Genomic DNA, 22,476 nt, shown 5'->3' on the forward strand with positions numbered 1-22,476 from the left:
GTACACCTTCAAACGCGCGATGTCAGTAACCGGATGCCCGCTGCGCTGAACACGAGCGCGAGACACGCATCGAAATAACGCTGGATTCGCGCATAAATGCGGCGGGCCGATGCCATTGAGAAGAGCGCCGCGTAGCCGCCGAACACGCTCAGGCCGATGCACAGGCAGCCCGCAACGACGGTCAACATATGCATTTGTCCTTGACCGGTGGACGAGCCGAGCGCGGCGACGGACATCCATACGAGGATGGCCTTCGGATTGGTCAAATGCAGAAGAGCGCCGCGCGCATAGAGCCTTCGCATGCCCGGCTCCGACCCATTTACTGATGATGCGCGTACCGGCGGACGCCATGCCGAGCGGGCCGATTTGAACGCGAGCCACAGAAGATAGACACCACCGCAGATTTTCACTGCGATGAGAAAGCTCGAATATGCCGTTAGTGCGGCAGACAGGCCGAGCGAAGCGAGCATCGCCCAGAAGAACGAGCCGGACATCACGCCCGCCGCGAATGCCAACGCTGCGCGCCTTCCTGATTGCTCGCGATGGACATGATCGCCAGATTACTCGGGCCGGGGCTCGCGGTACCGACGAAGTAAGCCGACCAGGCGAGCAGGACGTTAGCGTTCAGAAAGGCGTGTGCTGTCATCGTGGTTTGAGGGTATGAATCGCCATGCGCAATTATCATGTCGAAACTACGCTGCGAACAGGGACGCTTCTCGTCGTCTTATCCAGCTCACTTCAATATCTGAGAGTTACTACCGACGGGCGTAGTGGCAGCTCGGCTGCGTGGCTCTAGCGCAGCATCGCATCAATATGGCGTTAGCAACAATACGCCGAGGCACGGACACTGCTAGCAGACGCCGAATAGGCGTGCGCGCCACGCATTCACGATGGCCCCGGAGGACGCTCACACATGAACACCGATCGCGACTTGCCGGCAGACGCGTACCGGATCGTTTTCAGGCTGCTTCCCAGTCCGTGTCTGCTTCTGTCTCCCGGCGACGGATACACGATTCTCGATGCAAACGATGCCTTCCTGCGCGAAACGCTCAGCGACCGCCCCGATCTGATCGGCCGCCCGGTTTTCGATGCCTTTCCGGACAATCCTGCCGATCAGAAGACGCAGGCGACGAAAATTCTCGGCGAATCGCTTGATCGCGTAATCCGGTTGCGCCGCACCGACGCGATGGCGTTGCAACGCTATGACGTTCCCGATCGCTCGAGCGATGCGGGCAGGTTCATCGTGCGCTACTGGAGTCCGATCAACATTCCCCTGCTGAACGTGGACGGCTCGGTCGCGTTCATCATTCATCGTGTCGAGAACGTCACCGACTTCGTGGCGGAAGTCCATCAGCGCACGCCCGCGCAACATGAAGAAGAGAAGCGCGGGATGAGGTACGTGGAAACCGAGTCCGAGTTGATTCGGCGGAGCCGACAGCTATCGAATTCCAATCAGGAACTACGCAGGCTGAGCGAAGAGGCATTCGCGCTTGCTGCCCGGCTCAAGGACGAGAGCATCAGGAAGGATGAGTTCTTGGCGATGCTCGGGCACGAGCTTCGCAATCCGCTCGCGGGACTGGCATCGGCGTTCCAACTCATCGACCTGAGCGATGCCGCGAAAGACATGCACGAAGAAATGGGCTCGCTGATCAATCGGCAGATCGCCACGCTGACCCGGCTCGTCGATGATCTGCTCGATGCATCGCGTGTTTCACGCGGGGCCATTCGGCTTCATCGGGAACTGATCGATTTGCGCATGGTCATCGAAACGGCCGCGTACTCGGTAAGGAGAGAGTTCGAAAGCAAAGCGCATTCTCTCGTCATCGACCTTGCGCCCGGCGAATACGCGATGAACGGAGACGCCACGCGCTTGCAGCAGGTGGTCGCCAACCTGCTTTCGAACGCCGTCAAGTTCACGGACCGCGGTGGAAACATTCGAATGCGTTTATTCGCGAGTACAGTCGGCGCGGAACGTAGGGCCGTTTTCACGATCGAAGACAATGGACGCGGAATTCCGCCGCGTTATCTGGAGTCGATCTTCGATTTGTTCGCTCAAGTGAATACGACGCTCGACCGCGCAGAGGGCGGTCTGGGTATCGGTCTAAATCTTGCGCGCAGATTGGTGGAGCTGCACGGCGGCACGCTCGTGGCGCGGTCTGAGGGCGAGGGCAAAGGCAGTCAGTTTATCGTCGAGCTTCCTCTCCCGATTGCGGCTGCCGAGCGGCCCGCGCCGGTGACCGATCACTTCCCGCTTGCCGCGGACCAGGGCATCTCCATTCTGCTGGTGGAGGACAATGACGACGTGCGAGCGGCGACTGCGGCGATGCTCCATTCGCTCGGATACGAAGTCGCGACGGCGCCCGACGGCATGAGCGGCGTGGATTCGATGGTGGCGCGGACGCCCAAGGTGGCCATCGTTGATATCGGCTTGCCTGGCATCGATGGCTTCGAAGTCGCGCGGCGGGCCAGAGACCTTCTCGGCGAAAAGCGACCGCATTTGATCGCACTAAGCGGATACAGTGGCTCCGAAGTGAGCGAGCGCGCCATCGAGAGCGGCTTCGATGATGTATTCGTCAAACCGATCGACATTGGACTGCTTCAGCGATCGATTCAGAACGTCAGAGCGCAGGAACCGACCGGGTGACATGCCGGACGACGCGCTTCTGTTCTTTTCCGCAGTCGCATGAGTCGACGGCACTGCCCGTTCCAGCCCATTGCGCACACTTCAAGCTAACCACGCAGCCCGCGCACGAAGTCTGCTAATGGATCGGCATCCTTATCAATAGATGGACTTTGCATGCCGGCATATCTTGCAGTCGCACTGGTGTTCTCGATCAACATGGCAGGCACGACGCTGCCCACGGCGATCTATCACGACTATCAGACAACGTTCGGCTTCAGTCCGGCGACGATCACAGTGATTTTCGCGTCGTATGCGCTCGGCGTGCTCGGCGCTTTGTTGGTCATGGGCAACTGGTCGGATCAGCTCGGTCGCAAGCGCATGCTGACGGCCGGTCTCACGGCTTCCGCCATTTCTGCATTGACGTTTCTTTTCGCGAATGGCCTCGCCATGCTCTTGCTGGGCCGGCTAATCTCGGGTATCTCGGCGGGCATCTTTACCGGCACGGCGACCGTTGCGGTCATCGAATCGAGTCCGACGCAATCGCGTGCAAAAGCGATGCTCGCTGCAACGTCATCGAACATGCTTGGGTTGGGTTTAGGGCCTGTGCTGAGTGGTGCGCTTGTCGAGTTCGCGCCTTGGCCGATGCGCCTCGCGTACGTCGCGCATATCGCGTTGTTGCTGCTTGCTCTTCTTTTGCTGCGCCGTGCGCCCGAGACCGTGCGCGTGGCGGAGCACCCGGAATTGCGGATGCAGCGAATCGCGCTGCCGCGTGAGGTTCGTACCGCGTTCATACCGGCGGCCTTGTCGGGATTCGCGGGATTCGTCGTCGTCGGATTCTTCACTGCTGTCTCGCCTCAACTCATGCGCAACGTGCTCGGATACCGCAGCGGTTTGCTGATCGGGCTCGCGGTGTTTCTCATCTTCTTCTGCTCGGCGATCGGGCAAGCGGTCGAAAAGCGCATCGCCAAAAAGTGGCGGCAGCGGGTTGGCGGCATGGCGCTTGTCGTCGGTTTGATTCAACTCGCGCTGTGCGCGTGGCAGCGATCGTCCGTCGCGTTCGTGGTCGGAACGATACTGTGCGGGATCGGGCAGGGCATCAGTTTCCGGGCGGCACTGGGTGAGCTGTCGAACCGCAGCCCCGCCGAGCGCAAAGCCGAAGTGACATCGGCGTTCTTCGTGGTGCTTTACGTCGCCATATCGCTGCCGGTGATCGGCATTGGTGTTGCGGTGCAAGGGCTAGGCATCGCCCACGCGACGATGACATTCGCCGCGATCACAGTCGTTATCGTCCTGTTATCGCTCGCGCTACTGTTGCGCGTTGAGAGTGAGTAACCTCGCCGACTGAGTGCGGTCATCGTTTTGGAACAAGATGCCGTGTCTATTATCGATGACGCGATCGCAATAGCCTCCGTGTTCCAGTGATTCTTCGACCTCCGCAAGTTCCGTGCAAAAGCTTCTCCGTTGTCGGAGCATCGGACAGACTACCGGAACCTACGACACGACGGCGAGCAGCACGTCGGTCACTTGCGCTCGAGGTCAGAAATCAATTCGAAGCGCCGCTGCATCGCCAAGCCCACGGCGTCTGCAAGGCGATGTTGTAAGCGCATTGAGAATCGTGCGCTAAACGCGGTCATCGCTTAGGTGCTTGAAATATTCGGCTCCTAACATATCCTTGCAGCGTATCGAACGCGAGGAAGCGACCATGAACGATGCTCCCGTAGCAGACGCAGCCTCCCGCAATCAAACGACAGCGAGTGACGTTGCCGGCCATTCGCTGCAGCGTGACGTCGTCAGGAATCTGATCTGTCGGCAAGCGCGCTATCCCGACATCGCCACCGCGCAGGATTGGTACATGGCGCTTGCCTTCAGCGTCAGAGACCGAATGCTGGCGCGCTGGGCCGCATCGACAAGAATGTATGCCGCAAAAGATGTCAAAGTCGCCTGCTATCTGTCGGCGGAATTCCTGATCGGTCCGCAACTCGGTAATAACCTGCTTAGTCTGGGCATGCAGGACGAAGCCCGCGAAGCGATGGATGCGCTCGGTCAGAACCTCGACGCCCTGCTGTCGACCGAAGAAGAGCCGGGGCTTGGCAATGGCGGACTGGGACGCCTTGCCGCCTGCTACATGGATTCCCTTGCGACGCTGGAAATACCGGCACTCGGTTATGGCATCCGCTACGAGTTCGGCATCTTTGATCAGCAGATACGCGAAGGCTGGCAGGTCGAAGTCACCGACAAGTGGCTCCAGAACGGCAATCCGTGGGAGATCGTGCGGCCAGACGTCTGTCACTACGTTGGCTTTGGCGGACACACCAAACAGCAAACGGACGAGCAGGGCCGCTTGCGCGTGAACTGGATGCCGGCGCGGCAAATAAAGGGCGTCGCGTGCGATTTCCCGGTGCAAGGCTATCGTGTAGGCACCTGCAATCTGCTGCGATTGTGGAAGAGCGAAGCAGTCGAGTCATTCGACTTTCAGGACTTCAACGCCGGCCAGTACTACGAGGCGGTGCAGGAAAAAGTCTTGTCCGAAACCCTGTCGAAGGTGCTGTATCCGAACGACGAACCCGAAGCGGGGAAGCGTCTGCGGCTGGCGCAGCAGTATTTCTTCGTTTCCTGTTCGCTGCAGGACATGTTGCGGCTGATGACACTCAAAGGCACGTCGATCGAGCAATTCGCCGATCTCTTCGCCGCGCAACTGAACGATACGCATCCGTCGATCGCGGTAGCCGAGCTGATGCGTCTGCTGCTGGACGTGCACGGGCTGGATTGGGATACGGCATGGGATATCACGCAGCGCACTTTCGCCTATACGAACCACACCTTGTTGCCTGAAGCGCTGGAAACGTGGGGCTTGCCGCTTTTTCAGAGCTTGCTGCCGCGCCCGCTCGAAATCATCTATGAGATTAACAGCCGTTTCCTGTCCGATGTGCGGCGCGCTTTTCCGGGCGACGACGCACGCGTTGCGCGCATGTCGCTTATCGACGAAACAGGCGAGAAGAAAGTACGCATGGCGCATCTGGCCACGGTCGGCAGTCACGCGGTCAACGGCGTCGCCGCACTGCATTCGGATCTCCTTAAACAGACGGTAATGCGCGACTTCGCCGAAATGTTTCCGGAACGTTTCCTTAACGTGACGAACGGTGTGACACCGCGCCGGTTCCTGATGCTGAGCAATCCCGGTCTCACACGTCTTCTCGATGCGACCATCGGCGAAGGATGGGCCACAGATCCTTCAAGACTTCATGCGCTCGCGGCGCTCGCCGACGATAGCGAACTACATGCTTCATGCCGTGCGATACGGCGCGCGAACAAAGCGGCGCTCGCTGACCGCATCCGGAACGTGACGGGCATCGTTGTCGATCCCGACGCGCTCTTCGATATCCAGGTGAAGCGAATACATGAATACAAGCGTCAGCATCTGAATGCGCTCTACATCATCAGCTTGTACCGCCGGTTGTGCGCCAACCCGGATCTGGCATGCGCGCCGCGCTGCTTCATTTTTGGTGGAAAGGCCGCGCCGGGCTATGCAATGGCCAAACTCATTATCCGGTTGATCACTGGCATTGCAGACGTCGTGAACAATGACGCCAACATAAGAGGCCGCCTGAAGGTGGTTTTCTATCCGGATTTCAACGTAAAGAACGGACATTGGATTTATCCGGCGGCCGACCTGTCGGAGCAGATATCCACGGCAGGAAAAGAAGCATCTGGAACCGGCAACATGAAGTTCATGATGAACGGTTCGGTGACGATCGGCACTCTGGATGGGGCCAACGTGGAAATTCGCGAAGAGGCGGGCGCGGAAAACTTCTTCCTTTTCGGGCTCACTGCTCAAGAGGTGCAGGAGGCAAAGCGCGCAGGCTATCGTCCGGCAGATTACATCGATTCGAACGACGAGTTACGTGATGCGTTAGACCAGATCGCGCAAGGGCGCTTCTCGGGCGGCGACCCGAATGTGTTCAGGCCGCTGATCGATAACTTGACTCAGTCTGACCCATTCCTCGTGCTCGCCGACTTTGCGGATTACGTTGCTTGCCAGGAGCGCGTGAGCGATGCATGGCGCGATGTACGGCGATGGACTCGCATGTCGATCATGAACACGGCGCAGTCGGGCAAGTTCTCGTCGGATCGGGCGATCAACGAATACTGTGAGCGCATCTGGAACACGCCGGCAGTGAGAATCGACCTTGCTCAAGGCTAACGTTGAAAGCGCACAACGCTACCGCGTGAAACCGGGTTCCCGGTTTCCGGTCGGCGCGACCGTCACGCCGGATGGCGTCAATTTCTGCCTGTTCTGCCGGCATGCAACGGGCGTGGACCTGCTTCTTTACGCATCCGCGGACAGCGTCGAGCCGTTTCAGATCATCTCACTCGCCTCGGATGAGAATCGGACGTTCTACTTCTGGCATGTCTTCGTCGAGGATCTTCCTGGTCACTGTTGTTACACGTGGCGTTCCTACGGTCCGCACGGCGTGCCGCAAATGGACGACGAAGCCGCTAGCCAGAAGGAACTGCTCGATCCGAACGCGCGCGCGGTGAGCGAGCGGTTCTGGAACCGCCAACTGGCTTGCGAGGCGCAAGGGCCTGCGCACGCATCCATGAGGGCGATCGTCGCGGAACCACTTCAGACGCGCGAGGACGTCGAAATTCGCACGCTCGACGACGCCATCATCTACGAGTTACACGTAGGCGGTTTTACGCGGCATGTGTCGAGCGGTGTCCGTCATCCCGGCACCTTCCTTGGTCTGATCGAAAAGATCCCCTATTTAAAGGAGCTTGGTGTCACGCACGTCGAGCTGCTTCCCGTGATGGCCTTCGACGAGCAGGACGTTCCCCGGACCGTAGCCGCCAGAGGACTCACGAACTACTGGGGCTACAGCACGCACAGTTTCTATAGTCCTCATTCTCGATACTGCGTGGAACCGGCGCGGGCGCCTCAGGAATTCCGCGCGCTCGTCGACGCCATGCATGCGGCCGGCATTCGCGTATTGCTCGACGTAGTGTTCAATCACACGGCGGAGGCCGGCTTAACGGGGCCGGTGATTAACTTCAAGGTACTCGCGAACGAAATCTTCTATCACGTCGATGCCGCCGATGGCGGGCGTTATCGCGACTACACGGGCTGCGGCAACACGATCAACTGCAATCATCCGCTGGTATCCGCGTTCATCCTGCGTTGCCTCGAGTACTGGGTGCGTGACCTCGACGTCGATGGCTTCCGGTTCGATCTCGCGAGCGTCTTCACGCGCGGCGAGGGCGGCGCGCGGCTGACCACGCCGCCGTTGCCCTGGGCGATGGAATCGTCGGAGGTTCTCTCTCGTGTGCCTCTGATTGCCGAGGCATGGGATGCGGCGGGCCTTTATCACGTCGGCGCGTTTCCTGGCATGGCGTGGGCGGAGTGGAACGGTCGCTACCGTGACGTGGTTCGACGCTTCGTGCGCGGCGATAGGGGACTCGTTGGACAACTATGCACGTGCATGGCGGGAAGCGCGGACCTCTACGAAGCAGATGGCAGGCTCCCCGCGAACACCATCAACTTCGTGACCTGTCACGACGGCTTTACATTGCACGATCTCCTCAGCTATGACACGAAGCACAATGAGGAAAACGGCGAGGACAATCGCGACGGCAGCAACGACAACCTTTCGTGGAATTGCGGCGCAGAAGGTGCGACGCAAGATCCGTCGATCATACGTTTGCGATTGAGGCAGGCGCGCAATGTCATGGCCATCCTGCTTCTGAGTCAAGGCGTACCCATGATTCTCGCGGGCGACGAGATGTTGCGTACTCAGCGCGGCAACAACAACGCGTTCTGCCAGGACAACGCGGTTTCGTGGATCGATTGGCGCATGACGAGCGATGGGCGCGACATGTCACGCTTCGTCCGGGAATTTATCGCACTTCGCAAACGTCACGCGAGCCTGCGCCGTCGCCGATTCTTCACTGGTCGGCCCGGGAAGGACGGCTCGCATCCAGACGTCGCGTGGCATGGTGAGCGGCTCGGCGAACCTCCGTGGCATGACCCTGGCGCGCGCCTGATCGCATTCACGCTCGCGGGCCAGTCGCCGGGCGAAGCGATGCTGCACATCGTCCTCAACATGAATGACGATGCGCGTGTCGTCGCGGTTCCTGTTCTCGGCCACGAACGTTGGCGCCGCATCGTCGATACGTGGGCCGCTTCGCCGCTCGATATTGTTTCGAATACCGAAACAGCGCGGACTGAACGCGACACATGCCGCATCGAACCGCGCAGTGTAGTCGTCCTCGAATCGTGCTGAGACGCGGCTTAACCCGGTTCTTCAAACACCGCTGGACTGCTTGGCTCAAAGCGCCTTTAATGTTCGTGTAGTGCCGTGTCCTGTTTCAGTCACAGGAGGCCGCATGGAGGCGTTCAGAACCTTCCTCGAGAATCAGTCGCTTTTCGCGCTCTTTCTGACCATCGCGCTGGGCTATCTGATTGGCGAGATCACGATCAAAGGCGTGGCCTTGGGCTCCGGGGCCGTGCTATTCGTCGGACTGGCAATCGGCGCGTTCGCTCCGAAGTCGGCGCCGCCCGCGTTGCTCGGCACACTCGGTTTGCTGCTCTTCTTGTACGGAATCGGCATTCAGTACGGCGCACAGTTTTTCAGAGGGCTCACGAGCCGCGAAGGAGCCAAGGCAAACGCGGCTGCGTGTCTCGGCGTGATTGCGGCGGGCCTGGTTTCATGCTTCTTTATCCGATTCGGCATCAAGCTTTCGGATGCGCTCGGCATGTTCGCGGGAAGCGGGACGAGCACGGCGAGCTTGCAGGTTGCCATTGCGTCGATGAAAAGCAACGATGCCGCCGTGGCCTATAGCGTTGCGTATCCGTTTGGCGTGGCCGGTCCTATTCTCTTTCTCTATGCGCTTAACGTGCTCCTGAAAGTCTCCATTCCGAAGCCGTCAGCCAAGGTATTAGAGACGGCGGAAATTGCGCTGAAGAACGAGAGTTTCTTTGGCCTGCGATTATCGGAACTCTTGAGCCGCTTGCCTTTGGGCGTGTCGATCGCGGCTGTGCGGCGAGAGCATCGCAATCAGTTGCCCGCCGACGACTTCGTCGTGCGATCCGACGATGTGCTGCTTGTCACTGCCACTGACCGGCGTCTGCTCGACGAAGCGACCACGCTGTGCGGCGAGTCGCAGCCGGGTCGAATCGCGAGCGATCGTGAAGATATCGACTATATGCGGGTGTTCGCATCGAACTCGTCGGTGGTCGGCATGCCGCTCGGCAAGCTTCGCTTTCCCGGTGGCGTGAACTGTTCGATTGCGCATGTGCGTCGCGGCGACGCGGATCTCATCTCCACGCCGGATCTCATTCTCGAAGCCGGCGACCGTGTAGGCGTGCTCGTCAATCGCGCGCATCGCGCGACCATTCGCGCCTTTTTCGGTGATTCGATTAAAGGCACAGCGGACCTCAGCTTCATTTGCCTTGGAATCGGCGCGGCAGCGGGGCTGCTGCTGGGCGCGGTTCCGCTGCGCGTGCCTGGACTGGGAAGCTTCAGCCTCGGTCTCGCCGCGCTGCTGCTGCTTGCGTTGTGCCTCGGAAAGGCACGGCGTAACGGTCCTTTCGTGTGGGTCATGCCGCTGTCGGCTAATCTCGTCTTGCGCAATCTCGGCCTCACGATTTTCCTTGCGCAGGTCGGCATTTCGTGCGGACCGAAATTCGTGGCAACGGTCGGCACAGCCGGGCCGCTGCTTTTGCTCTATGGCGTGATCACGCTGCTCGTGCTCGTGGGCGTCACGGCCGTATGCTGCCTGTGGCTTTTCAAGCTGCCCTTCGATACGTCGGCGGGCGTCGTGTGCGGCGCGACCGGCAACCCCGCCATTCTCGCGTTCGCCAACCGCATTGCGCCGACCGATCAACCCGACGTGATGTACGCCATGATTTTTCCGTCGATGACCATCGTCAAAGTGCTGTTCGTGCAGATCGCGATATCGCTGGCAGGCGGCTAGCCCACGGTTCGTCCGGCATCGCCGCACATAGATTCACCCATTGGAGAATGAAACCATGGACGTGGCGATATTCAGTTCGACGCCTTATGAGCGCCAGTTTCTGGACCAAGCGAATGAGAGCGCGCATCACAAGCTTAAATACATCGACGTCTCGTTGAATCGCGATACGGTCGGCGAGGCAACGGGGTTCGGCGCGGTGTGCATATTCGTCAACGACAAAGCCGATGCCGCCGTTCTGGAGGCGCTCAAACAGGGCGGCACGAAGCTGCTTGCGCTGCGCTGCACAGGGTTCAACAACGTCGACCTGGAAGCTGCGGCGCGCCTCGGTCTCAAGGTGGTGCGCGTCGTCACGTATTCGCCCAATTCGGTGGCCGAACATGCGGTCGCGCTGCTGCTTGCCATCAATCGCAAAGTGCATCGCGCCTACAACCGCACGCGCGATTCGAACTTCTCCCTCGACGGGCTTATCGGCTTCGATCTTTGCGGCAAGACGGTGGCGGTAGTGGGGACGGGGAAAATCGGCTGCGTCTTTGCGAAGATCATGCTCGGCTTCGGGTGCAATGTCATCGGCTACGATCCGTTTCCCTCGGCGGAGTTCGAGGCGCTGGGACTGCGCTATGCAGAGCCGGGCGAGATCGGCGAAAGGGCCGACGTCATCTCGCTGCACTGTCCGTTGACGCCTGCGACGCATCACATCATCAATGCCGAAACGCTCAAGCGCGCGAAGCCGGGCGCCTTGCTCATCAACACGAGCCGCGGCGCGCTGATCGATACGGAGGCTGTCATCGCCGCACTGAAGAGCGGGCAACTCGGCGGGCTTGCGATCGACGTCTACGAGCAAGAAGCGAATCTGTTCTTTCGTGATCTCTCTAGTGAAATCATTTCGGACGACATCATTCAGCGGCTCGTGTCTTTTCCGAATGTGATCGTGACCGGGCATCAGGCTTATTTGACGCGCGAAGCCTTGACGACCATTTGCGAGACCACGCTTGCGAGCATCACCGCCTTTGAGAAGAATGAACCGCTGTTGAACGAAGTCAAGGCCGGGTGACTTTCATGCCGTCCAATACGACTGCCGATACAGCGCCCGGCGAGCCGCGCGTCGACACGCGAGCGCCCGTGCTCGACACGGTGGACCGTGTATCCGAGCTCTGCTTTGGCTTGTTCATGGCGTTGACGTTCGTCGGCACCGTGTCGGCTGCAACCAGCGGAGAAGATGCGGGCCGCAAGATGTTATATACGGCGCTCGGGTGCAACCTCGCGTGGGGGCTCGCCGACGCCGTGATGTATTTGCTGCGGACCATCGTGAATCGGGGGCGACGGCAGACACTTGCCCTTGCCATCAAGCGTCAGCTCGACGCCGCAGCGGGCGTACGCGAATTGCGCGCAAGGCTGCCCGCATTTCTCGCGCCTTTCTTTTCCGACGCTGATCTCGAATCGATTCGCAAGCGCATCGCGCTATACGATGCTTTGCCCACGCGCCCCGCTCTTGAGCGCGACGATTGGCTCGGCGCGCTTGGAATATTCGTCATCATCGTCCTCTCCACATTTCCGGTCGCGGCTCCGTTCGTCATCATCCGGCATGTGCCGACGGCCTTGCTCGTGTCGCGCGTGCTCACGCTCGTCATGTTATTCGGATGCGGCGTGGCATTGGGTTCCCATGCAGGATGGGGCGGCTTGAGAGCGGGACTCGCGATGGTGACGTTAGGCGTGCTTCTGACGATGGCCATCATCGCGCTAGGTGGGTAAATTGAATCGACGGGTCCGCACATCATAAGGTTGAAGTCGAGAGATGAATGCGCCTCCGTTCTTGAATTCGCTGTAAGGTTCGCATATCTTTTATTAACTAACCTGTGCTCATGGCCGCGCTCTTTGGCCGGTGATGCTACAAACGGCAGAATCAACGAGTGACGACGCTTTTCGAAAGTCATGGAACGTCATCGGCCGCCTTTGCGTTGCTAGCGGTCGCCGCGCACGAGTACATGAACGCAGCGCAGGCCGATCAATCTGCCGTATAAGGCAAGCATGGCGACGAACTCGTAACGAGAAGAAGAAAGAATTGCGGCGGCTAATCGAGCGTACGACATGGAATGGCAGCGTCAAGGAAAGTACTCGAATAGAGAAAGGCCGAATCCGCGAAGCTACGCAAGGCAGCCATTCTCACCGCCGATCATGGCGCGGCTCGTTGAACGTACTCATGCATCCTTAAGCATCTAATAAGCATTGAATGAAGCGATCGTCTCACTGCATTGAATGATGGGCGATAGACCGGATGCGCTTGGTTCAGCCTCCACCTCGGGGCGGATACGCTGCACAGGCGCGAGACGGCCACCTCCGTGATAGGGACATAATGCCTAAGTTCATTAGCGTGCTTCTCGTCACGTCCGCACTGGCCTGCGGCACTCACGTGCTTGCTCAGGCTCCGGCGGCGAGCGCCCCGCCTCCCGCGGCAATGAGTTCCGCGGAGCTGGACAAGCTCGTCGGTCCCATTGCGCTCTATCCGGACGACCTCGTGGCGATCATTCTCCCAGCCTCGACGTATCCGGTCGAAGTGATACAGGCGGACCGCTTTCTCGAACGCAGAAAGGCCGATAAAAATCTCCCGGTCGATGAAAGCTGGCAAGACTCGGTGAAGGCGCTGCTCAACTATCCGGAAATCGTGAAGAAGATGAGCACGGATCTCGACTGGACGGTCGCGCTCGGAGAAGCAGTCGTCACGGATCAGAACGCGGTCTTGCAGGCAGTGCAGCGTTTTCGCCGGCAGACGCAATCGGTGGGCAACCTCAAGAGCGATGACAAGCAGACCGTGGTGGTCGAGAAGGAAGTAATCAAGATCGTGCCGTCGAATCCCGAAGTGATCTACGTGCCGCAATACAACCCGTCCACGGTGGTGGTAAGCAGCCCGACGCCGGTCTATAGCTATGCGCCCGCGCCTTATCCCGTCTATTACTATCCGTATGCGCCGGGCGCGGCGTTCGCGACGGGCATGATCTGGGGCGCAGCGATAACGGCAGCGTGGAATGGCGGGCACTACGAAACCAACTATAACGGCGGCAATAACACGATCAACGTCAATCGCGAGCAGAACGTCAATCGCACCGATGTGAAGAACAACATGAGCAATCGCGCGGCTAACCGCTCAGGAACGGGTGCATCGGCACAGTCAACTGCATGGCGTTCGGAGAAGAAACCAGGACAGGTCTCCGGCAGCGGTGGGCGTTCTTCGACGCAGCGCGTGGGCGATGCGCCTTCGCGCGCAGGCGGAACGAGTCGCGCCGCATCCGGCGGCGCCCAGCGCGCTCCTGCGCGGGCGCAGACGCAGACGCAGACGGCCATGCAGAATACGCCGCGCGCGCAGGGATCATCGAATTTTCAGGCACGCGGCGGCGATGCATTGAGCGGCTATGGCTCGGGTCAGAGCGCGCGGGCCGATAGCGCACGCGGGGCCGCGAGCCGGCAGTCGATGTCAGGCGGACACGGTGGCCGCAGCTTTCAGGGCGGCGGTGGCGGATTCTCGGGCGGTGGTGGTCGCAGCAGCTTCGGTGGAGGCGGCGGCCGTGGCGGTCGTCGCTAGGAGACGCCTATGAACAGTTATCGAGCCTACGGCCTGTTGACGCGTCTTGTCATCGGGCTTGCGACGATCGCGATGTATCTCGCGCCTTTGAGCGTGCGCGCCGCAAACGATCAGCAGACGTTCGCGACGCCCGATGAAGCCGTGAACGCACTCGTGCAGGCGCTCAAGTCCAACGACGATGCCGCGCTCATCGGCATTTTCGGCAGCGCGCACAAGCGACTGATCGTGACATCCGATGAAGCCGAGAATCGCCAGTTACGCGCCGATGCGCTTGCGGAATTCGAGGCGTTTCACAGGCTCGAAGAAGCTTCGCCCGACCGCCGCATTCTCGTGATCGGCGACGATGCGTGGCCCATGCCGATTCCGCTCGTGCGCGAAAACGGCGTGTGGCGCTTCGCCACGGAAGAGGGCGAGCAGGAAATACTCGACCGGCGCATCGGCGCGAACGAGCGAGAGGCGATCAAGGTGCTGCGCGCCTATCTCGACGCGCAACGCGAGTATGCGTCGCGTGATCGCATGGGCGACGGCGTGCTGCAATACGCGCGCAAGCTCGGCAGTTCGCCGGGCCGGCACGACGGACTGTACTGGCCGGCGGATGCAAGCCAGGGCGAGGAAGAGAGTCCCTTCGGTCCGCTGATCGCGGCAAGCTCGACGTATTTCAAGGATCGCAACGCGGGGGATGCGTACCACGGCTATCACTTTCGCATTCTCACGCGGCAGGGCAAGAACGCGCCGGGCGGCGCATTCAGCTACCTCATCAACGGGCGCATGCTCGCCGGCTTCGCGATGGTGGCGTACCCCGCCGAATACGGCGCGAGCGGCGTCATGACGTTCATCGTGAACAACAATGGCGTCGTGTATCAGAAGAACCTCGGTGCGTCCGCGCAACCGCTGACGGAGTTCGACCCGGACGCATCGTGGACGCGCGTGAATGAGCCATGAACGATCCAACGATCAGCGGCCGCATGTGAACGCCGACAACCAAAGGAGTCGCCATGAGTGCAATGAGATGGCATGCGGGCGGTGCGCTTGTGATCGCCGCGCTGAGCTTGAATGCGCTTGCGCAAAGCAAGCCGATCGCTTATCCGTCGAAAGGACAAAGCGCGCAACAGCAGCAGAAAGATGACGGTGCGTGCTACAGCTGGGCCAAGAGCAACACGGGCATCGATCCCGCGACGGCGTCCACCGCGCCGCCGCCGCAGTCCGGTCCCGCAGTGGGCGGCGGTGAGCGCGTCGGCGGTGCCGCGCGAGGCGCGGCAGGGGGCGCGGTCATCGGCGCGATCGCGGGCGATGCCGGCAAGGGCGCGGCCATCGGCGCGACGGCCGGGACCATGGCGGGCGGCGTGAGAGCGCGCCAGAACCGGCGCGCGCAGCAAGCCAACGCGCAAGCTCAAAGCCAGGGCGCGATGGACACCTACAACCGGGCGTGGGCCGCGTGCATGCAAGGGCGCGGCTATTCGATTCAGTAGCGATCCTCCGCATTGCGGCCTTTATTCGAAGAGGAGCATTGAAATGAAGCGTGTGAGCCTGGTCGTCATGTCGTGCCTTGCACTGTCCGGACCCGCCTTGGCTGCGGAGCCCGAAACCGACGCGAGCATCACACGAGACGCGAATAGCGCGACCGTGCAAGGCGTGTCGAAGATCACTGCCACGATTGTCGGCATCGATCCGGCCACGCGCACCGTGACGCTCAAGACGGCGGCCGGCAAGGTGATGGAACTGGAAGTGACGAACGAGGCGCGCAACTTCGATCAGCTTGCGGTGGGCGATGTCGTGACCACGCAGTATCGCGAATCGCTGACGCTGAGTCTCGTCGGCAAGAAGACGGAAGCCTCGGCCTCCGAGACGCACACCGCCGAACGCGCGCCGATGGGCGCGAAGCCGGGCGGCGAAATCGGCCGCGAAGTGACGATCATCGCCGACGTCGTGGCCGTCGACCGGCATGCGAAAACCGTAACGCTGCGCGGTCCGCGGGGCGACACGATGGACTTGCATGTGGAAGACCCGGACCGATTGAAGCGCGTCAAGAAGGGCGATCAGGTGAAGGCGGTCTACACCGAGGCGCTCGCGATATCCGTCGAGCCCGCCAAAAAGAAATAGCAGCGAGCCACACAAGAGGTATCGCAGTCGCGGCATAGTGGAGAGGCACTCATGCAAGAACGCATGTCAGTAGCGTTGATGCGCGGCGCGTGCGTCGCCGTGCTGGCGCTCGCGGGCTGCGCGCAGCCGCACCAGCAGATCGAGCCGGGCATGGATCAACAGGCGATCGTCTCACGCCTGGGTGCGCCCAAAGAAAGCTATGACTTGCCGGACGGCGGCAAGCGGCTCATGTGGCCCACGCAGCCGATGGGCAGCACGACGACGGCCGTCGATCTCGACGCATCGGGCAAGGTCGTCGGTGTCCGGCAAGTGCTTCAGGAGAATGAGTTCTACCGGGCCGAAGTCGGCAAATGGACGCGCGATGACGTATTGATGAATTTCGGCCGCCCGTTCGAGACGGCGCATTTCAAGCGCATGAATCGCGACGTATGGTCTTATCGGTACATGGAAAGCAATATCGACCACATGATCTTCAATTTCTACTTCGATGAACAGGGCGTCTTGCGGCAAACGCAGAAGCAACCCGACCCGAAGTACGATCCGAGCCAACGGAATGTGTTATGAAGGATGCCGAACCATGAGTCCGACCTCGCACGGTTTCGCTTACACGCTCGTCCGATGCAGCCTCATTGCGGCGCTCTCGATGTCATTCGTCTGTGCGTCCGCCAACAACCTGAATTTCTTGCGCGACACGCCGATCAGCTACATGAAACCGGCAGACCGTCAGGCGCTCAACCGGGCCGCGCAACATGCGCTGGAGACGCAGAAGGACGGCGAATCGGTGGCATGGAGCAATGAAGGCACGGGCAATCCGGTTCATATCGAAGGAACGGTCACGCCGCGCGATACGCTTCAAAGCGGCGGCGAAACATGCCGCAACGTGACGCTCGTTGCCGTCGCGAAAGGACAGACCCAGAGCTGGACGCCGGTCGCATGCAAGACGGCAAGCGGCGAATGGCGAATCAAGAAGCGATGACGTCGGCGCTGCGCGCGTGACTAGAAACTCACGGCGAAACCGAACGACACGCCATGCACGTTGTGTCCGAACACGTAGCGCACCATGGCGCGCGTGCGTGTGATGACAATGGGATATCTGCTGCTGTCGAGTTCGAGGCCCACGCCGAGCGAGGTCAGGTCGTTGAAGCCGAGGGCGCCCGCACTGTCACCGAAATAGTGCGAATACGCGGTTTCGAGCACATAGCGCACCGGCCTGTCGAGCGCGACCATGCCGGTTGGCGCGCGCCAGCGTGCCCACAGACTGAACTGCTGCGCGGTCGCCGAGCCCTGCACGGCATCGGACGACGATCCGAAGCTGCGTAAATAGATATCGGTTGCGCGGAGTTCGACATCGACCTCATAGTGCTCGCGATAATGCTCCAGATCGAGCATGAGCGATCCGCCGACGCCATAAGCGTTGAGCACGCCGTCCTGAAGGAACTGAAGGTTCGTGCCGGCCACATGATTGAAGACCGTTTGCGCGATACGCAGGTCGCTCGCCACACGACCGACCATGCCGTTCACGATCGGCCTCAAGCGCAGTTCGTCGGTGATCGGGAAGTCCCAGCCGATGCCCACCGTCGTGCTGGCGGTATTCCATTTCGTCGGCACGGGACGCTCCTGAGTGCCGTCGGTGGCGACGAAGGTCGGATCGTAGCGGCTATAGGCGATCGTGCCTTCGAGATAGAGCGGGAATGACTTGCTGAGCGTGAAGCCGCCGCCGAGCTGCGTTTGACCGAATCCCGGATTGCCGGTCGCCCCGCTATTGATGGACAGCGAACTCGTGGTCACGTCCGGCACCGTGGTGTACGACATGATGGCGAGCACCGCATCCGCGTACTGTTTGACGTTAGCCCCGACAATGGTGCGGGTCTGCGGCGGCGGTTGCGTGGTTTGAGCCTGTGTCCGTTCTGTCGGCAGGAATAGAACAAGCAACAACAACGCAGCCATGAATGCGTGCAATCGGCCCCGCTTTAAGATCGCGTTCGGCATGTTTTAACGTCTGTTGATGATGAGATGCACAGCTAATTGGTCTTATGCCTGCATCTTCTGCGCCGCACGCGGCGCTCGCAGGGCCTGCAAAGTGGCTCGATTTTAGTGGCTACAGGCTAGGTACGCTGCGAAATTTAGCCTAATGCGCGAGGCGCGCCAAGTCGATTGCAGTAAGTGCGTCCACAGGACCGGCCAGAATTTCCTAAACTGAAGTATCCGTACGCATCGCATCGCGGGGGCATGGATGAGACGAAACGAGCTTCGAACGGTGTGTGCCGCAATCGGCGTCTTCATCTGGCTGGGCGGACTGTATGCCACGATCCATGGCCTTCTTTATGACACGACACCCGAGTTTCGCTATGGAATGATGGCGCTTGCACTCGGCATCGTGATGTTCGTGAGCGCGCTCAATCCGCTGGCGCAACGCAAGTCGAAAACCCGAGACGAAGGCGGCTGATTCGTTAAGCGCATGACACAACCGACGCGCGAAAGAAAACATAAAGGCGGCTCGTCGGGCTCTCCGTGGTTCGAATCGGTGTATTCAAGGAGGACATCGCGATGAGTGATCTCTGGCTAGGCAATGTCGAACCGAACACGACGGACGAAGAAATCCGCGAGTTTCTTTGCAAGTATGGATTTCCTTCATTCGATGCCATCGAGCGAGTTCCCGGCACCGGAGGGCGGCCCGCCGCGGTCGTGAGTTTTCATTCGCTGGAGCCGCATACGCTGCGCACATTTCAACCGCGTATCCACAACATGTACTGGAAGGACCGGACGCTCGTCGTGCAGGTCATGCCCGAGCGCAACGAAACATAACGCGCCTTGGCATCTGGTAGAACGAGCGCCGCGCGCATGGCCGGGATGCCGGCTTTCGCGGCGCGCATGCGTGCTGCATGAGTCCGCGTCGAAGATCGAGGAGAGCCGCCGTGATGGAAGACAAGGTTGCCGGGCAGTCGGACAGTGCGCGCGGGGGCGCGAAGACGGGCGATCGTTTAAGCACCAAGCAGTACGAAAAGGAACTGGCGCGCCTGCATGTGGAGTTGGTGAGGCTGCAGCAGTGGACCGTCCAGACCGGCGCGAAAATCTGCGTGATATTCGAGGGACGCGACGGCGCAGGCAAGGGCGGGACGATCAAGGCGCTCACCGAGCGCGTGAGCCCGCGCATTTTTCGCGTGATCGCGCTGCCCGCGCCCACGGAGCGCGAGAAGACGCAGATGTACTTTCAGCGTTATATGCCGCACTTGCCTGCTGCCGGCGAAATCGCGCTGTTCGACCGGAGCTGGTACAACCGCGCGGGCGTCGAGCGTGTCATGGGCTTCTGCACGTCGGAGCAGGTTGAGACGTTCCTGAAGGGCGTGCCGCTCGTCGAGCGTGCGATCATCGATTCCGGGGTGATCCTGCTGAAGTATTGGCTCGAAGTGAGCGAGGACGAGCAGACGCGCCGTCTGGAAGCGCGCATCCACGATGAGCGCAAGATCTGGAAGCTCTCGCCGATGGATCTGCGCTCCTACAGCCGCTGGTACGACTATTCGCGTGCGCGCGACGACATGTTCGCCGCAACGGACACCGACGATGCGCCGTGGTACGTGGTGCGCTCGGACGACAAGCGGCGCGCGCGGCTGAACGTCATCAGCCATCTGCTTTCAAACATCCCGTACACGGCGCTGCCGAGAGAGAAGGTGAAGCTGCCGAAACGGCAGAAGCCGGACGGTTATCACGAGAGCGATCGCCGGCTCAGATACGTGCCCGAGCGATTCTGACGCTGGCGTAGTCCACGCCGCGCCGCCTGCTCACGGAGGAAGCCGCCATGCGTGACCGCGCATCCGCCGCTCGCGCCAGCCGCTTTGCCGTCGTTCCGGACTGGCTGTCCCGCTACGAGAAGCAGTGGGCGCAAGCCGACCTGATCGCGGGAGCGACCGCTGCGGCAGTCGTCATTCCCAAGGCGCTCGCATATGCGACCATCGCAGGTCTGCCGGTCCAGGTGGGCCTCTATACGGCTTGCGTGCCGATGATCATCTATGCGCTCACGGGCGCGTCGCGCACGCTCAGCGTCAGCACGACGACCACGCTCGCCATCCTCGCCGGCGATACGCTCGCGATGATCGCGACTCGCGACGATCCACAGACGCTCGCGGCCGTGAACGCCACGCTGACCGCTCTCGTCGGCGGAATGCTCGTCGCGGCGGCCGTGTTGCGCATGGGCTTCGTCGCGGACTTCATATCGGAGCCGGTGCTCGTTGGGTTCAAGGCGGGCGTGGCCGTCGTGATCGTCGTCGATCAGTTGCCGAAGCTATTTGGCATTCACTTTCCGAAAGCGTCGTTCTTTCATAACGTGGGTTCGCTCATCGGCAACCTGCCGCATGCGTCGCCCGTCACGATGCTGCTCGCGTTTTCGAGCATTGCCGCGCTGGTTGCGCTCGAGCGGTTCGCGCCACGCGCGCCCGCGCCGCTCGTCGTGATTGGGGCGGCGATTGCCGCCGTCGCCGTATTCGATCTGCGCGCGCATGGCGTGGAAACCGTGGGCGCCGTTCCGGCGGGGTTGCCATCGTGGGTGAAGCCGGACGCGTCGCTCGCGCTGGTGCTGTGGCCGCACGCATTGGGAATCGCGCTGATGAGTTTCACCGAAAGCATCGCGGCGGGCCGCGCGTTCGCACGCGACGACGAGCCCGCGCCTAACGCCAACCGCGAACTCTTCGCGACCGGTATCGCGAACCTCGGAAGCGCGCTTGTCGGCGGAATGGTGGCCGGTGGCGGCACGAGTCAGACGGCGGTCAACCGGCAGGCCGGCGCGCGCACGCAAGTCGCGGGAATCGTCACGGCAATACTCGCGCTCGCCGTGATGCTGGTTTTCGCGCCGTTGATGGCGCTGATGCCGCACCCCACGCTCGCCGCAGTGGTCGTGTTCTATTCGGTCGGCCTTTTCAGCGTGGCCGAATTCCGCGCGATTCTCAAAGTCCGCCGGACCGAATTTGTCTGGGCGGTGGTCGCGTGCGTGGGCGTCGTATTGCTCGGAACGCTTGCGGGCATTGTCGTGGCGATTGTGGTCTCGCTGCTGACGCTCGCGCATCAGGTGTCGAATCCGCCGCTGTACGTACTCAAGCGTATACCTGGGACCAATGTGTTTCGCGCTGCCTCGCCGAGACATCCCGATGACGAAGCGTTTCCCGGCATGCTGCTGCTGCGACCCGAAGGGCGGATTTTCTTCGTCAACGCACAGCGGGTGGCGGACAAAATCCGTCCGATCGTTCAGGAGGCCGAAGCGAATATCGTGGTGCTGGATCTGAGCCGCGTATTCGATCTCGAATACACGGCACTCAAGATGCTGGCGGAAGCCGACGAACGCCTGCGTGCCAACGGTATGGTGCTTTGGCTGGCGGGACTCAATCCGAGTGTGCTCGACAGCGTGCGCCGCTCGCCGCTCGGCGCGTCGCTAGGCGAGGCGCGCATGTTCTATAACCTCGAGCATGTGGTGGCGAAGTATCGCGATACGGTTGCGACGAGTGCGGCAGCCGACCCTGCGCCGCGGTAGCGTCGGCTGCGTTCGTCACGGGCATCGCGCATTCACTCGGTCAGGCGGCTGATTTTCGTGCCCTGAAGCGACGCATCCGCCATCAGCCCGGCGTTCGTCAGTACGATGGCAGTGACCGGCTTCGTGGCGGTAGTCGTGTCAATTGTGCCGTTCGCGCCCATTTTGAGCACCGCCACCGAAGCGTCCGCACCCGCCGACCAGCCGTTCGAATTGCGAAACTTGTCGAGCGCGTCCTCCGTCATGAACAGGAAGATCAGCGCCTTGGATTGCGCACCGGCTTGCAGGCCGAATGAGCCGGACGTCGTGCTGTAGTACCCCACGGTGCGGCCGCCGACGCGAAGCGCACCCTTGCCGTATTCGGCGCCGACCACGAACCCGGCCTGCAGCACGGACGGAAAGACGAGCACACCGCGCGCCTTGCTGACCAATTCGCGCGAACCGGGAACGCTCGAATAGAGCCGTTGAATCGTGCTGTCTACATCGGCGTCGATGGATCGCCGCTGATCGGTGGCGCCCGCCGCCTGTTCGGTGCCGGCGTTTCGGTTGGTAGTGCAGCCATCCAGCGCGAGGCAACCCAGCGCGAGGACCGCGGTGGATGCCGTCACGAGTATTCGTCTTTGCATCATGATTTCCACCGTCTCGTTGAATGAAGCATTGGATCGGGGCAGGAGGTGCAAAGAAAGTTATAGC

General features: G+C 61.0%; 19 protein-coding genes and 1 pseudogene. 17 read left to right on the plus strand and 3 right to left on the minus strand.

Features of this window, described 5'->3' with window-relative positions; genetic code table 11:
* Positions 1 to 8: 8 nt before the first annotated feature.
* Positions 9 to 646 (minus strand): annotated as a pseudogene (locus GV035_RS01910) (LysE family translocator).
* A gap of 267 nt (positions 647 to 913) precedes the next feature.
* Here GV035_RS01910 and GV035_RS01915 point away from each other — a divergent pair.
* From GV035_RS01915 to GV035_RS01975, 13 genes are all read left to right on the plus strand, one after another.
* Positions 914 to 2,644 (plus strand): ATP-binding protein, encoded by a 1,731-nt coding sequence (locus tag GV035_RS01915; protein WP_159832870.1) that lies wholly within the window; start codon positions 914 to 916, stop codon positions 2,642 to 2,644.
* A 153-nt stretch (positions 2,645 to 2,797) separates the two neighbouring features.
* Positions 2,798 to 3,955: an MFS transporter gene (locus tag GV035_RS01920; RefSeq protein ID WP_159832872.1), complete on the plus strand. Its 1,158-nt coding sequence runs from the start codon at positions 2,798 to 2,800 to the stop codon at positions 3,953 to 3,955.
* 370 nt (positions 3,956 to 4,325) lie between these two features.
* Positions 4,326 to 6,824, plus strand: coding sequence for a glycogen/starch/alpha-glucan phosphorylase (locus tag GV035_RS01925; protein ID WP_159832874.1), 2,499 nt, complete (start codon positions 4,326 to 4,328; stop codon positions 6,822 to 6,824).
* Between the two features lie 25 nt (positions 6,825 to 6,849).
* A complete protein-coding gene (locus tag GV035_RS01930; protein ID WP_236572387.1) occupies positions 6,850 to 8,901 on the plus strand; it encodes a glycogen debranching protein in 2,052 nt (683 codons plus the stop codon).
* Positions 8,902 to 9,004: 103 nt separating this feature from the next.
* Positions 9,005 to 10,594: a TrkA C-terminal domain-containing protein gene (locus GV035_RS01935; protein WP_159832878.1), complete on the plus strand. Its 1,590-nt coding sequence runs from the start codon at positions 9,005 to 9,007 to the stop codon at positions 10,592 to 10,594.
* A gap of 55 nt (positions 10,595 to 10,649) precedes the next feature.
* Complete coding sequence (locus GV035_RS01940) at positions 10,650 to 11,645, plus strand: 2-hydroxyacid dehydrogenase (RefSeq protein ID WP_159832879.1); 996 nt, start codon at positions 10,650 to 10,652, stop codon at positions 11,643 to 11,645.
* Positions 11,646 to 11,650: 5 nt separating this feature from the next.
* Complete coding sequence (locus GV035_RS01945) at positions 11,651 to 12,343, plus strand: hypothetical protein (protein WP_159832880.1); 693 nt, start codon at positions 11,651 to 11,653, stop codon at positions 12,341 to 12,343.
* A gap of 601 nt (positions 12,344 to 12,944) precedes the next feature.
* The gene (locus GV035_RS01950; protein WP_236572388.1) at positions 12,945 to 14,168 is read left to right on the plus strand and encodes a DUF3300 domain-containing protein; all 1,224 of its coding nucleotides are present in this window, start codon (positions 12,945 to 12,947) and stop codon (positions 14,166 to 14,168) included.
* 9 nt (positions 14,169 to 14,177) lie between these two features.
* Positions 14,178 to 15,110 carry a DUF2950 domain-containing protein gene (locus GV035_RS01955; protein ID WP_236572389.1) on the plus strand — a complete coding sequence of 311 codons (933 nt, stop codon included), beginning with the start codon at positions 14,178 to 14,180 and terminating at the stop codon, positions 15,108 to 15,110.
* A gap of 62 nt (positions 15,111 to 15,172) precedes the next feature.
* Positions 15,173 to 15,637 (plus strand): glycine zipper domain-containing protein, encoded by a 465-nt coding sequence (locus GV035_RS01960; protein WP_236572528.1) that lies wholly within the window; start codon positions 15,173 to 15,175, stop codon positions 15,635 to 15,637.
* Positions 15,638 to 15,680: 43 nt separating this feature from the next.
* Positions 15,681 to 16,268: a hypothetical protein gene (locus GV035_RS01965; RefSeq protein ID WP_159832883.1), complete on the plus strand. Its 588-nt coding sequence runs from the start codon at positions 15,681 to 15,683 to the stop codon at positions 16,266 to 16,268.
* 51 nt (positions 16,269 to 16,319) lie between these two features.
* Positions 16,320 to 16,832, plus strand: a complete 513-nt coding sequence (locus tag GV035_RS01970) for a hypothetical protein (protein WP_159832884.1) — start codon at positions 16,320 to 16,322, stop codon at positions 16,830 to 16,832.
* Positions 16,833 to 16,845: 13 nt separating this feature from the next.
* A complete protein-coding gene (locus GV035_RS01975; protein ID WP_201303886.1) occupies positions 16,846 to 17,244 on the plus strand; it encodes an RT0821/Lpp0805 family surface protein in 399 nt (132 codons plus the stop codon).
* A gap of 20 nt (positions 17,245 to 17,264) precedes the next feature.
* Here the strand turns inward: GV035_RS01975 and GV035_RS01980 are convergent, their stop codons facing one another.
* Positions 17,265 to 18,257 (minus strand): hypothetical protein, encoded by a 993-nt coding sequence (locus tag GV035_RS01980; RefSeq protein WP_236572390.1) that lies wholly within the window; start codon positions 18,255 to 18,257, stop codon positions 17,265 to 17,267.
* Positions 18,258 to 18,501: 244 nt separating this feature from the next.
* Here GV035_RS01980 and GV035_RS01985 point away from each other — a divergent pair, with 244 nt between their 5' ends.
* From GV035_RS01985 to GV035_RS02000, 4 genes are all read left to right on the plus strand, one after another.
* Complete coding sequence (locus GV035_RS01985) at positions 18,502 to 18,714, plus strand: DUF2964 family protein (RefSeq protein ID WP_159832886.1); 213 nt, start codon at positions 18,502 to 18,504, stop codon at positions 18,712 to 18,714.
* Positions 18,715 to 18,815: 101 nt separating this feature from the next.
* Positions 18,816 to 19,073 carry an RNA recognition motif domain-containing protein gene (locus GV035_RS01990; RefSeq protein ID WP_159832887.1) on the plus strand — a complete coding sequence of 86 codons (258 nt, stop codon included), beginning with the start codon at positions 18,816 to 18,818 and terminating at the stop codon, positions 19,071 to 19,073.
* 113 nt (positions 19,074 to 19,186) lie between these two features.
* Entirely contained in the window at positions 19,187 to 20,017 is an 831-nt protein-coding gene (ppk2, locus tag GV035_RS01995) for a polyphosphate kinase 2 (protein ID WP_159832888.1), read from the plus strand.
* 47 nt (positions 20,018 to 20,064) lie between these two features.
* Positions 20,065 to 21,786, plus strand: a complete 1,722-nt coding sequence (locus GV035_RS02000; RefSeq protein WP_159832890.1) for a SulP family inorganic anion transporter — start codon at positions 20,065 to 20,067, stop codon at positions 21,784 to 21,786.
* 32 nt (positions 21,787 to 21,818) lie between these two features.
* Here GV035_RS02000 and GV035_RS02005 read toward each other — a convergent pair whose 3' ends face one another.
* Complete coding sequence (locus tag GV035_RS02005; RefSeq protein WP_159834918.1) at positions 21,819 to 22,409, minus strand: BPSL1445 family SYLF domain-containing lipoprotein; 591 nt, start codon at positions 22,407 to 22,409, stop codon at positions 21,819 to 21,821.
* Positions 22,410 to 22,476 lie beyond the last annotated feature (67 nt).

The organism is Burkholderia sp. 8Y (genome assembly GCF_902506145.1).
In the GTDB taxonomy this organism is placed as follows: Bacteria; Pseudomonadota; Gammaproteobacteria; order Burkholderiales; family Burkholderiaceae; genus Caballeronia.

Bases quoted from the DNA above. Each gene is read 5' to 3' on its own strand.
- GV035_RS01915 (WP_159832870.1), top strand. From the start codon at position 914: ATGAACACCGATCGCGACTTGCCGGCAGACGCGTACCGGATCGTTTTC.
- GV035_RS01920 (WP_159832872.1), top strand. From the start codon at position 2,798: ATGCCGGCATATCTTGCAGTCGCACTGGTGTTCTCGATCAACATGGCA.
- GV035_RS01925 (WP_159832874.1), top strand. From the start codon at position 4,326: ATGAACGATGCTCCCGTAGCAGACGCAGCCTCCCGCAATCAAACGACA.
- GV035_RS01935 (WP_159832878.1), top strand. From the start codon at position 9,005: ATGGAGGCGTTCAGAACCTTCCTCGAGAATCAGTCGCTTTTCGCGCTC.
- GV035_RS01940 (WP_159832879.1), top strand. From the start codon at position 10,650: ATGGACGTGGCGATATTCAGTTCGACGCCTTATGAGCGCCAGTTTCTG.
- GV035_RS01945 (WP_159832880.1), top strand. From the start codon at position 11,651: ATGCCGTCCAATACGACTGCCGATACAGCGCCCGGCGAGCCGCGCGTC.
- GV035_RS01950 (WP_236572388.1), top strand. From the start codon at position 12,945: ATGCCTAAGTTCATTAGCGTGCTTCTCGTCACGTCCGCACTGGCCTGC.
- GV035_RS01955 (WP_236572389.1), top strand. From the start codon at position 14,178: ATGAACAGTTATCGAGCCTACGGCCTGTTGACGCGTCTTGTCATCGGG.
- GV035_RS01960 (WP_236572528.1), top strand. From the start codon at position 15,173: ATGAGATGGCATGCGGGCGGTGCGCTTGTGATCGCCGCGCTGAGCTTG.
- GV035_RS01965 (WP_159832883.1), top strand. From the start codon at position 15,681: ATGAAGCGTGTGAGCCTGGTCGTCATGTCGTGCCTTGCACTGTCCGGA.
- GV035_RS01970 (WP_159832884.1), top strand. From the start codon at position 16,320: ATGCAAGAACGCATGTCAGTAGCGTTGATGCGCGGCGCGTGCGTCGCC.
- GV035_RS01975 (WP_201303886.1), top strand. From the start codon at position 16,846: ATGAGTCCGACCTCGCACGGTTTCGCTTACACGCTCGTCCGATGCAGC.
- GV035_RS01980 (WP_236572390.1), bottom strand. From the start codon at position 18,257: ATGCCGAACGCGATCTTAAAGCGGGGCCGATTGCACGCATTCATGGCT.
- GV035_RS01985 (WP_159832886.1), top strand. From the start codon at position 18,502: ATGAGACGAAACGAGCTTCGAACGGTGTGTGCCGCAATCGGCGTCTTC.
- GV035_RS01990 (WP_159832887.1), top strand. From the start codon at position 18,816: ATGAGTGATCTCTGGCTAGGCAATGTCGAACCGAACACGACGGACGAA.
- ppk2 (WP_159832888.1), top strand. From the start codon at position 19,187: ATGGAAGACAAGGTTGCCGGGCAGTCGGACAGTGCGCGCGGGGGCGCG.
- GV035_RS02000 (WP_159832890.1), top strand. From the start codon at position 20,065: ATGCGTGACCGCGCATCCGCCGCTCGCGCCAGCCGCTTTGCCGTCGTT.
- GV035_RS02005 (WP_159834918.1), bottom strand. From the start codon at position 22,409: ATGCAAAGACGAATACTCGTGACGGCATCCACCGCGGTCCTCGCGCTG.